We start from the raw sequence: 9,683 nt of genomic DNA on the forward strand, positions 1-9,683 counted from the left end.
TTAATAAATTATGGGGAGAAGTTTATCAACTTGGTGATTCACAAAGGCGTGAATGAATAAGATTATGGAAAAATATGTAATTAAAGGTGGTACACCACTTGTAGGAGAGGTTGAAATCGGCGGTGCCAAGAATGCAGCGCTTCCGATTCTGGCAGCCGCTTCTATGACTGATGAGACCGTATATATTGATAATATGCCTGACGAAGCGGATACTAACATAATGCTTCAGGCACTGGAGAGCATCGGTGTCATGGTTAACAGAACCGGCCGCCATTCAGTGACTATTAATGCTGCTAACGTCAACACATACAAGATTGAAAACGAGTTTATTAAAAAGATCAGAGCATCCTACTATATGCTCGGAGCCTTTTTGGGAAAGTATAAGGACGCACAGGTCGTAATACCTGGCGGATGCAATATCGGGCTCAGACCTATCGACCAGCATATCAAGGGATTCAATGCCCTTGGTGCCAATGTATCCATTGATCATGGACTTATAAGTGCCCATGCGGACAGACTTGTTGCCAATCACGTTTATCTCGATATTGCCAGCGTTGGAGCTACCATCAATATTATGATGGCTGCTTCGATGGCTGAAGGTAAGACTATTATCGAGAATGCAGCCAAGGAACCTCATGTCGTTGACCTTGCCAACTTCCTGAACAGTATGGGAGCCGATATCAAGGGTGCAGGTACAGATATTATTCGTGTCAGAGGTGTGGAGAAGCTCCATGGCACAGAATATACCATTATTCCCGATCAGATAGAGGCGGGAACATTTATGATGGCAGCGGCTGCAACTAAAGGCGATATAACCATTAAAAATGTAATCCCCAAGCACTTGGAGTCTATCAGCGCAAAACTTATTGAGATGGGATGTCAGGTGCTTGAATCTGACGATGCTGTAAGAGTTGTAGCAACAAAGCGTATGAAGAATGCTCATGTTAAGACTCTGCCTTATCCGGGATATCCCACGGACATGCAGCCACAGATAACCGTGGTGCTCGGTCTTGCAAGTGGTATCAGTCTTGTTACGGAGTCGCTTTTTGAGAACAGATTCAAATATGTGGATGAGCTCACCAGAATGGGAGCTAATATCAAGGTAGAAGGCAGTACAGCCATCATAGAGGGTGTTGATCAGTATACGGGCGCAGAAGTAGCGGCTCCTGATCTTCGAGCTGGTGCAGCTCTTGTAATTGCCGGACTTACCGCCGATGGATTTACCACTGTTGAGGATATAAGATATATAGAGCGTGGCTATGAAGACTTTGATGAAAAGTTAAGAGAGCTTGGTGCTCAGATACAGAAGGTAGATACTGAAAGAGAACTTCAGAAGTTCAAATTAAAATTTGCATAATAAGACCACCATATGAATTTTCGAGAGAGTTCATATGGTGGTTTTTTATCGATACTATAATATTTCTTCGATGTATAGCTCGGGATGCATTGTCAGATCAAGATATTCTTCATCAATTTTGATAGTCGGTCTTGATAGGTGATCTCTGTTTATAAAGATTATCTCGCCTTCACGGCCGTCATTTAAACGTACCCTGTTAAGAAGATAGGTGTTAACTATATTCTGCAGGAAGGTCATAATGGCATTTGTATCATATTTCTGCAGACCTTCAGATTCAAACATTTCGATTGCGATGAAAGGACACAGAGGATCTCTGTAAACTCTGGCCGATGTCATCGCATCATATACATCAGCTATTGATACACATTTTGCAAAGAAATCAATCTGAGGACCCTTGAGATGAGCGGGATAACCGGTTCCGTCGCAGCGCTCGTGGTGCATGAGGGCTGCATTTTTTACATGGTCGCTAAGATTGAGGTCAGTTAAAATAACATAACCCTGGGCCGGATGCGTTTGCACTACGGTATACTCAGCTGTAGTAAGATCTGCGGGCTTGGTAATGATTTCGTTGGGAATAAGGAGCTTACCAATATCATGAAGTAGTCCTGCTTCAGTGAGAATCAGAATATCGTCATCGCTCATCTTAAGCCATTGCCCCAGGATATTGCATATCATAGCAACACTAATGCAGTGAACATAAGTGGCATCATCATAAGATCGCAGGCTATGCAGCATATCAAAAAGATTAGAGGAACTGTTTCCCTTGTGGACGAGATCATATATGGGCGATATCATGGAGTCCACATCAAAGTGCTCTTTATCGTTTATGAGGACTTCAATACCGGCTTTAAATTTGGACGCACAGTTCTCAAAATCTCTCTTGAACTCCTTGAATTCTGCAGTCTGACGAAGCCTCGAGGCATAGGATTCCTTGTGGTCATTAGCCGGCATAAGGTTTTCCGGAGGATCCTCCACCAGAACGTTCAAAATAGAATAGAAGGACAGCTTTGTTATAGCCTGATTATCCAAAACAGTTCCCTTGGGCAATACAAGCTGGTTGTTATCATGTGCGTATACGTTGTCCGACAAAACCATGCCGGGAACTAGTTTTTTAGTAATCAACCGTTTCATCAAGAAAGCGCCTCATTGACATTTTTTAGTGAACAAAGATACAAATTAATCTTATGGTTCACTCGGCTAAAAGTCAATAAAGGCGCTATTTTCATGCTATAAAAAAATGATAAACAATATATAAAAATATATTCTATTTAGATTTCCGATTCAGCAGCACGCTTTTCGGATGCTGTAAGAGAAGCGTTTTTGATCACAGGGCTGAGCTTCTTGTATACAAGAAGAGTGATCCCACTGATTACGGAACCCTTTAAGAGATTGATGGGAGCTACAGCAAAAAGGATGAAGGTAAACATATTGTTTATTGCGGGATTGATTGCTGTCCCCATTCCGATAAGAGCATCCAATGGCATTCCGTAAAGCTTTGCAAAAGCAGGAAGCAGATAGAATGCGTTGAGTGAGCTTCCGACGAGAGTGATGATCATGGTTGCTGTAAGGCAGGAGATCATGGCAATCTGACGGTTCTTCTTGAAAATATAAATGATGGAAGCGGGAAGTACATAGCTGCAACCAACGATAAAGTTTGCAAGCTCTCCGATGAAAGCTGTCTGAGTTCCGTTAAGAATAAGATTAAGAAGGATCTTAATAAACTCAATCATAACTCCGGTCATGGGACCAAATGCAAATCCGCCGATTACTGCGGGTAAATCTGAAAGATCAAGCTTGTAAAAGCTCGGTGCGAATGGCATCGGAATCTCAAAAAGCATAAGAACAGCAGATATTGCTGAGAATATGCCGATTATAACCATTTTTCTTGTGGTCATCCCCGGATTTACGTCCCCGTTTTTCTTTGCAACGTAGGTCTCTGCAATTCTGGCAGCGACAAACATAGCCACAATCAGCAGTATAAAGACTGTTACAATCATCGTGTTTTCCATTACGGAAGTAAATAAGTTGTTGTTCATGGTGTTTTTCCTCCTGATTTTATCGGGGAGGATAATGACTAGATAATGTGCGATTTGATGTTTTGAAAATAAAAAACGCCATCTTCTATCATCCAGACTATACTGTCGGTTTTGGAATTTCACCAAATCGGCCGCCGTAGCGGTTCGCGGACTTCTGAAAATCAGTCACCGCCGGTAGGGAATTACACCCTGCCCCGAAGATTATTTTTATCAAGAATCATTATATAACAGCTAAAACTGTCGTCAATACCTTTTTTTGCTGTGACTTGCTTTTTTTGTGACGCTGGAATATTCTGATTATATGAGTACAATTTTAGAAACATATTCCGCGGAGGAGACCTTCGCATTCGGAAAGCGTATAGGAGAGACCGCTGAACCCGGATCAGTTTATACCCTGATCGGGGATCTTGGCGTGGGTAAAACCGTATTAACACAGGGAGTTGCGGCCGGTTTAGGAATAGAGGGACCGGTTAACAGTCCTACTTTCACAATCCTTCAGGTGTATGACGAGGGAAGAATTCCCTTTTACCATTTTGATGTATACAGAATCGGTGACGTCAGTGAGATGGATGAAATAGGCTACGAGGACTACTTTTACGGACAGGGACTATGCTTTATCGAATGGGCCAATCTTATAGAAGAAATACTTCCGGAAAAATATATGGAAATCCGCATAGAGAAAGACCTTAAGAAAGGAACGGACTATCGCCGCATAACGCTGGATACGATAGATAACAGATAAGAGATGAAAATATTGGCACTGGATACATCGGGACTTGTGTGCACGGTTGCCGTTACAGAGGACGACAGACTGCTGTCTGAGTTTTCTATTCAGCACAAAATCACGCATTCCGAACTTTTACTCCCGATGATGGAACAGATAAAAAACAGAATATCACTGGATCTTAAAACGATAGATGCAGTTGCGGTTTCGGCAGGACCAGGATCTTTTACGGGACTTCGAATCGGATGTGCTACCGCAAAAGGCCTGTGCCTAGCGATGAATAAGCCAATGGTTGCAGTACCTACGCTGGATGCGATGGCGTATCAGTTTTATGGCAGTGAATATGTGATCTGCCCCATGATGGATGCAAGGCGTAACCAGGTATATACCGGAGTTTATACATTTGTTCCGGAAAAAGAAAACGAGAAACATCGGGAAATCTTTTTCTCTATGAAGACGATAAAGGCTCAGTCAGCAATGTCGGTAAATGATATTGCCGAGGAGCTCAATAATATAGGAAAAACAGTTATACTTCTCGGCGACGGAATCCCGGTATACAGAGATAAACTTGAGGAGCTGCTCAAGGTAAATTACATTCTTGCACCTGCCCATATGAACAGGCAGAGGGCGTCCGCTTTGGCTGCGCTTGCTACAATATACTTAAGAGAAGGGAAGACGGTGGATGCCGACAGTTTTTCACCCGAGTATTTAAGAGCATCACAGGCGGAGCGTGAGGCTGCGGAGAAAGCAGCAGGAAAAAAAGAGACCAAGGCCGATTCCGGAAAAAACGGCAGAAAATCCGGGATAGCCAGCCCTATATATATAAGAGATCTAAAAGCTGAGGATATTACAGCTGCTGCTGAAATCGAAAAGGCTTGCCTTGGTGCGGAGGCCTGGACCGAAAAACAACTTCTTGAAGCTGCTACCCGCGATGATACGGTTTACCTTGTCGCTGAAGTATCAGGAGAGGTGGCTGGCCTTTGCGGAGTTCGCAACATTTCCGGCGAGGGTGAAGTAACCAATGTATCGGTTTCCGAGAGCAGCAGAGGAAAGGGAATAGCTTTTGAAATGCTGTCCAAGCTCCTCCTTCGCGGAAAAGCGATTGGCTGCGAGAGCTTTACATTGGAAGTACGCGGCGAAAACAAGGCGGCGAGAGGACTCTATGAAAAACTGGGATTTGTTAATGAAGGAACAAGGCCCGGCTTTTACGAGAGCCCTAAGGATGATGCAATAATTTATTGGAAGAGAAATAATACGAATGATTGATGTATGTCTACTTGGAACAGGCGGAATGATGCCGCTGCCCAACAGATACCTTACTGCACTTATGGTGCGATATAACGGAAAATGTATATTGATAGATTGCGGCGAGGGCACGCAGATAGCTTTGAAAAAAAGCGGCTGGAGCCCAAAGCCGATTGATATGATCTGCTTTACTCATTATCATGCGGATCACATATCGGGACTTCCCGGGATGCTTCTGACCATGGGAAATGCAGAGAGAACAGAGCCCCTTCTCATGGTAGGGCCCAAAGGACTTGAGCGAGTGGTTAAGGCTTTAAGAACAATCGCTCCGGAACTCCCTTTTCCTATAGAATATCACGAGATTACCGATATAAATGATGAACTGACACTTCCGGGGATGCCGGAATTTAAGATTAAAGCCTTTAAAGTTAATCACAATATCACCTGCTACGGATATTCCATGGAGCTTGAACGGATCGGACGATTTAATGTCGAAGCTGCCAGGGCTAATGATATTCCGCAGAAATATTGGAATCCGCTCCAGAAGGGTGAGATTATTCAGGCCGAGGATGGCCGGACCTTTACGCCTGATATGGTGCTCGGAGAAGCGAGAAAAGGAATACATCTGACCTATGTTACGGATTCAAGACCTACACCGGGCATAGTGGAAAAAGCGATGAATTCCGATCTTTTCATATGCGAGGGCATGTACGGAGAGCCCGATAAGCTGCAAAAGGCCAAGGAAAACAGGCATATGACCATGTACGAAGCGGCTGAACTTGCAAAAAAAGCGCAGGTTAAGGAAATGTGGCTTACACATTACAGCCCATCACTGGTTAACCCCAAGGAATACCTTCCGAAGGCGAAGGAGATTTTTTCAAAAACGGTTGCGGCAAAGGATGGCAGAACTACTACGCTACGGTTTGAAGAAGACAACGAATAGATTTTTGCTTTTTTATGAGGAGGCACTATGGACGAGTCTACTAAAAACGGCATTATTAAAGCAATTGTTATAATGGTTCTTGCTGCTCTCATAGTGGTATCTGTTTTTGTGATATTGACCAGAAACAGAAAAGGAACTAATACCACGACTGAAGAACTGGAACTCACCGAGGTTCAAAAGATCACTACTATAGATTTATCCAAGAGCTACCCGAAGACTCCGCCGACAGTAGTGGATCTCTATGCACACACCATGAAGGTTCTGTACAAAGAGAGCTATACGGATGAGGAGTTTGAGAAAATGGCCTCGGTTCTTTCGGGAATCTTTGACTCTGAATTTTTGCAGGCTCAGCAGAGCTGGCCTTCGGGGCTAAAGAGCGAAGTAGAACAGAAAAAGAAGGATGATTGTTCTATTCCCAAATATGAGGTCCTTACTTCAGACCTTCAGGAGAAGAGAGATAACGGCGAAGAAATTGCCAACGTCGTAGCCAAGTTTCACATTAGAACCGGCACACACACAACACCATACAATTATTTATTTGTCCTGCGCAAGGATTCAAACGGACTTTGGAAAATCATGGGCTGGACAGTATCAGAAGCGACGGACACGGAACAGTAAATTATGGATAATATGAATTCTGAAAAGATCATGCGCCGTACCGAAGAGGACGGCGTAATCTTTATGTCAATTAAAAATGAAGATGAGAAGGTTGCGGGGTCAACAGGCAAGGATATCACTATTCTTGCCATAGAGAGCAGCTGCGACGAAACGGCAGCAGCTGTTGTGAGAAACGGCAGAGAGGTTCTGTCCAATATTATATCTTCGCAGATTGCGTTACATACCGTTTACGGCGGCGTGGTTCCTGAGATTGCCTCAAGGAAGCATGTCGAGAAAATAAACGGATGTGTTAAAGCTGCCTTAAGTGAGGCAAAGCTTACACTGGAAGATATAGATGTTATCGCGGTGACATACGGCCCCGGGCTTGTAGGTGCACTTCTTGTGGGAGTATCCGAAGCCAAGGCTCTCAGCTTTGTGACAGGAAAACCGCTTGTCGGAGTACATCATATAGAAGGACACATCTGCGCGAATTATATAGAAGATAAGACCTTGGAGCCGCCTTTCATGTGCCTTGTGGCATCCGGAGGTCACTCGCATCTTGTCTATGTGAAGGATTATGGCGAGTATGATATCATCGGTCAGACAAGGGATGATGCTGCTGGAGAAGCCTTTGATAAAGTTGCCAGGGCGATAGGACTCGGATACCCCGGAGGCCCGAAGGTTGACGCTGCGGCGAGGGAAGGAAATCCAGATGCCATTGCATTCCCCAGGGCAAAGACCACAGAAAAATCCTATGATTTCAGCTTCAGCGGACTTAAGTCTGCAGTTTTGAATTACCTTAATCAGGCAGAGATGAAGGGAGAAGAGGTCAACAGAAACGATGTCGCCGCATCTTTTCAGAAGGCAGTTGTTGACGTCCTCACGGAGCATACCATGGAAGCTGCGGCAGAATATGGATGCAAAAAGATTGCAATTGCCGGAGGCGTTGCTTCAAATACTTCCCTCAGAAAGAGACTTGAGGAAGAATGTGAAAAGCGCGGGTATTCTTTCTATAGGCCATCACCGACTCTGTGTACCGATAATGCAGCTATGATAGGCTCGGCTGGTTACTACGAGTACCTCAAAGGTGTAAGGAGCGGCATGGATCTCAATGCCGTACCCAATCTTCCGCTTGGAAACAGGGAAAGAAGATATCACGGAAGATCATGAAGTGAAGAATAGTTTATGCGGTGGGAATATATTATGAAAATAACAGCGATAGTCCTTGCTGCGGGAAGCGGCAGCAGAATGAAAAGCGATGTAAGAAAGCAGTACATGGAAATAAAGGGAAAACCCTTGCTTTTGTATGCTCTTGAAGCATTTGAAAAAAGCTTTATAGACGATATTATCCTGGTGCTCCCCGAAGCGGATATAGAGCACATAAAGGAAGAGATAATCGAGCCGGCAGGATTTTCCAAGATAAGAGCCGTGGTAGCGGGCGGAAGCACGAGATACCACAGTGTAAGACTTGGACTTGAAGCGGCCTCTGAAGATACAGAGGCTGTTTTTATTCATGACGGGGCAAGACCTTTTATCGACGATGACATCCTTGAAAGAGCGATGAACGCAGTAAAGGAGTACGGAGCCTGCGTTGTAGGTATGCCTGTAAAGGATACGATTAAGCTTGCAGATGAGAACGGCTTTGCAAAAACTACTGTGGACAGGGACAAAACCTGGATGATCCAGACACCTCAGGTCTTTCTGTATCCCGAAATCCTTGAACTATATGAGGAACTTGCAAGGCGCGAAGAGGAACTCATTCAAAAGGGAATAAATATCACCGATGATGCTATGGTTATGGAGGCCCTTGGAAACCGGAAGGTCAAACTTGTTGAAGGGTCGTATGATAATATCAAAATTACAACTCCCGGAGACATTGCTCTCGCAGAATCCATAATAGAAATGAAAAATCAGAGCTGAAAACACTGTGCCGAGAGTGCTCAAAGCCGCATGCTTTCTGGGTTTTTGAAAAAAGATCAAAATTTATAAAAAAATAATCAAATTCGTATTGACAACCCCTACCCATATGGATATAATAAATTTCGCGCTGTTGCGATAAGGCTTGTAAACAGCGAGATAAATAATAAATGGAGCGATATCGAAGCGGTCATAACGAGGCGGTCTTGAAAACCGTTTGGCGGCAACGCCACGAGGGTTCGAATCCCTCTCGCTCCGTTCAAAATTGAAGAGTGAACATATAAGTCAACACTTTTGCAGAAGTACTCAAGAGGTTGAAGAGACACCCCTGGAAAGGGTGCAGGTCGTTAACAGCGGCGCGAGGGTTCAAATCCCTCCTTCTGCGTTCCTCATCAGCAACATCGATGAGATGGACTTTGACAATAAAATAGTAATGCAACCCTGAAAATTCCAAAAAGAATATTCAGAGAACAAAACAACCTAACTTAGGTAAAAAACGGACAGAACAAAGCCAAGCAATGTTCTGGCCAGAGAGAACTTGATTGCTGAGACCCAAAAGGGTTCAAGTAATAGATTTAAACGTGAGAGTTCGATCCTGGCTCAGGATGAACGCTGGCGGCGTGCCTAACACATGCAAGTCGAACGGAGATTTGACGCTGCAGAGACTTCGGTCAAAGCTTGTTAAATCTTAGTGGCGGACGGGTGAGTAACGCGTGGGCAACCTGCCTCGTACTGGGGGATAACAGTTGGAAACGACTGTTAATACCGCATAAGCGCACGGTATCGCATGATACAGTGTGAAAAACTCCGGTGGTACGAGATGGGCCCGCGTCAGATTAGCCAGTTGGCGGGGTAACGGCCCAC

At 44.4% G+C, this 9,683-nt stretch carries 9 protein-coding genes, 2 tRNA genes, 1 rRNA gene and 1 riboswitch; of the genes, 10 read left to right on the forward strand and 2 right to left on the reverse strand.

Going from position 1 to position 9,683, the window contains the following annotated elements; genetic code table 11:
- The first annotated feature begins 64 nt into the window (after window positions 1-64).
- Entirely contained in the window at window positions 65-1,357 is a 1,293-nt protein-coding gene (locus tag BMW61_RS19700; RefSeq protein ID WP_026498262.1) for a UDP-N-acetylglucosamine 1-carboxyvinyltransferase, read from the forward strand.
- A gap of 54 nt (window positions 1,358-1,411) precedes the next feature.
- Here BMW61_RS19700 and BMW61_RS19705 read toward each other — a convergent pair whose 3' ends face one another.
- Together BMW61_RS19705 and BMW61_RS19710 are read right to left on the reverse strand one after the other, a co-directional pair.
- Entirely contained in the window at window positions 1,412-2,488 is a 1,077-nt protein-coding gene (locus BMW61_RS19705) for an HD-GYP domain-containing protein (protein WP_026498261.1), read from the reverse strand.
- 137 nt (window positions 2,489-2,625) lie between these two features.
- Entirely contained in the window at window positions 2,626-3,393 is a 768-nt protein-coding gene (locus tag BMW61_RS19710; RefSeq protein WP_091825517.1) for an ECF transporter S component, read from the reverse strand.
- 76 nt (window positions 3,394-3,469) lie between these two features.
- Window positions 3,470-3,599: riboswitch (FMN riboswitch) on the reverse strand.
- Between the two features lie 95 nt (window positions 3,600-3,694).
- Between BMW61_RS19710 and tsaE the strand changes: the two genes are divergently transcribed.
- The 9 genes from tsaE to BMW61_RS19755 form a co-directional block, all read left to right on the forward strand.
- A complete protein-coding gene (gene tsaE / locus BMW61_RS19715; protein WP_022763165.1) occupies window positions 3,695-4,135 on the forward strand; it encodes a tRNA (adenosine(37)-N6)-threonylcarbamoyltransferase complex ATPase subunit type 1 TsaE in 441 nt (146 codons plus the stop codon).
- A 12-nt stretch (window positions 4,136-4,147) separates the two neighbouring features.
- Window positions 4,148-5,383, forward strand: coding sequence for a tRNA (adenosine(37)-N6)-threonylcarbamoyltransferase complex dimerization subunit type 1 TsaB (gene tsaB / locus BMW61_RS22180; protein WP_242876844.1), 1,236 nt, complete (start codon window positions 4,148-4,150; stop codon window positions 5,381-5,383).
- The gene (locus BMW61_RS19725) at window positions 5,376-6,305 is read left to right on the forward strand and encodes a ribonuclease Z (RefSeq protein WP_026498258.1); all 930 of its coding nucleotides are present in this window, start codon (window positions 5,376-5,378) and stop codon (window positions 6,303-6,305) included. The genes tsaB and BMW61_RS19725 overlap by 8 nt, the downstream gene beginning before the upstream one ends.
- A gap of 27 nt (window positions 6,306-6,332) precedes the next feature.
- Window positions 6,333-6,923 (forward strand): DUF6715 family protein, encoded by a 591-nt coding sequence (locus BMW61_RS19730; RefSeq protein WP_022763168.1) that lies wholly within the window; start codon window positions 6,333-6,335, stop codon window positions 6,921-6,923.
- Between the two features lie 63 nt (window positions 6,924-6,986).
- Window positions 6,987-8,072 (forward strand): tRNA (adenosine(37)-N6)-threonylcarbamoyltransferase complex transferase subunit TsaD, encoded by a 1,086-nt coding sequence (gene tsaD / locus BMW61_RS19735; RefSeq protein WP_091825522.1) that lies wholly within the window; start codon window positions 6,987-6,989, stop codon window positions 8,070-8,072.
- 33 nt (window positions 8,073-8,105) lie between these two features.
- Window positions 8,106-8,822, forward strand: a complete 717-nt coding sequence (ispD, locus tag BMW61_RS19740) for a 2-C-methyl-D-erythritol 4-phosphate cytidylyltransferase (protein WP_091825520.1) — start codon at window positions 8,106-8,108, stop codon at window positions 8,820-8,822.
- A gap of 169 nt (window positions 8,823-8,991) precedes the next feature.
- Window positions 8,992-9,077: transfer RNA gene (locus BMW61_RS19745), tRNA-Ser, on the forward strand.
- Between the two features lie 38 nt (window positions 9,078-9,115).
- Window positions 9,116-9,204: transfer RNA gene (locus tag BMW61_RS19750), tRNA-Ser, on the forward strand.
- Window positions 9,205-9,396: 192 nt separating this feature from the next.
- Window positions 9,397-9,683: ribosomal RNA gene (locus tag BMW61_RS19755) — 16S ribosomal RNA — on the forward strand; the annotation flags it as partial.

The sequence above is a fragment of the Butyrivibrio sp. ob235 genome (genome assembly GCF_900109475.1).
Lineage (GTDB): Bacteria > Bacillota > Clostridia > Lachnospirales > Lachnospiraceae > Butyrivibrio.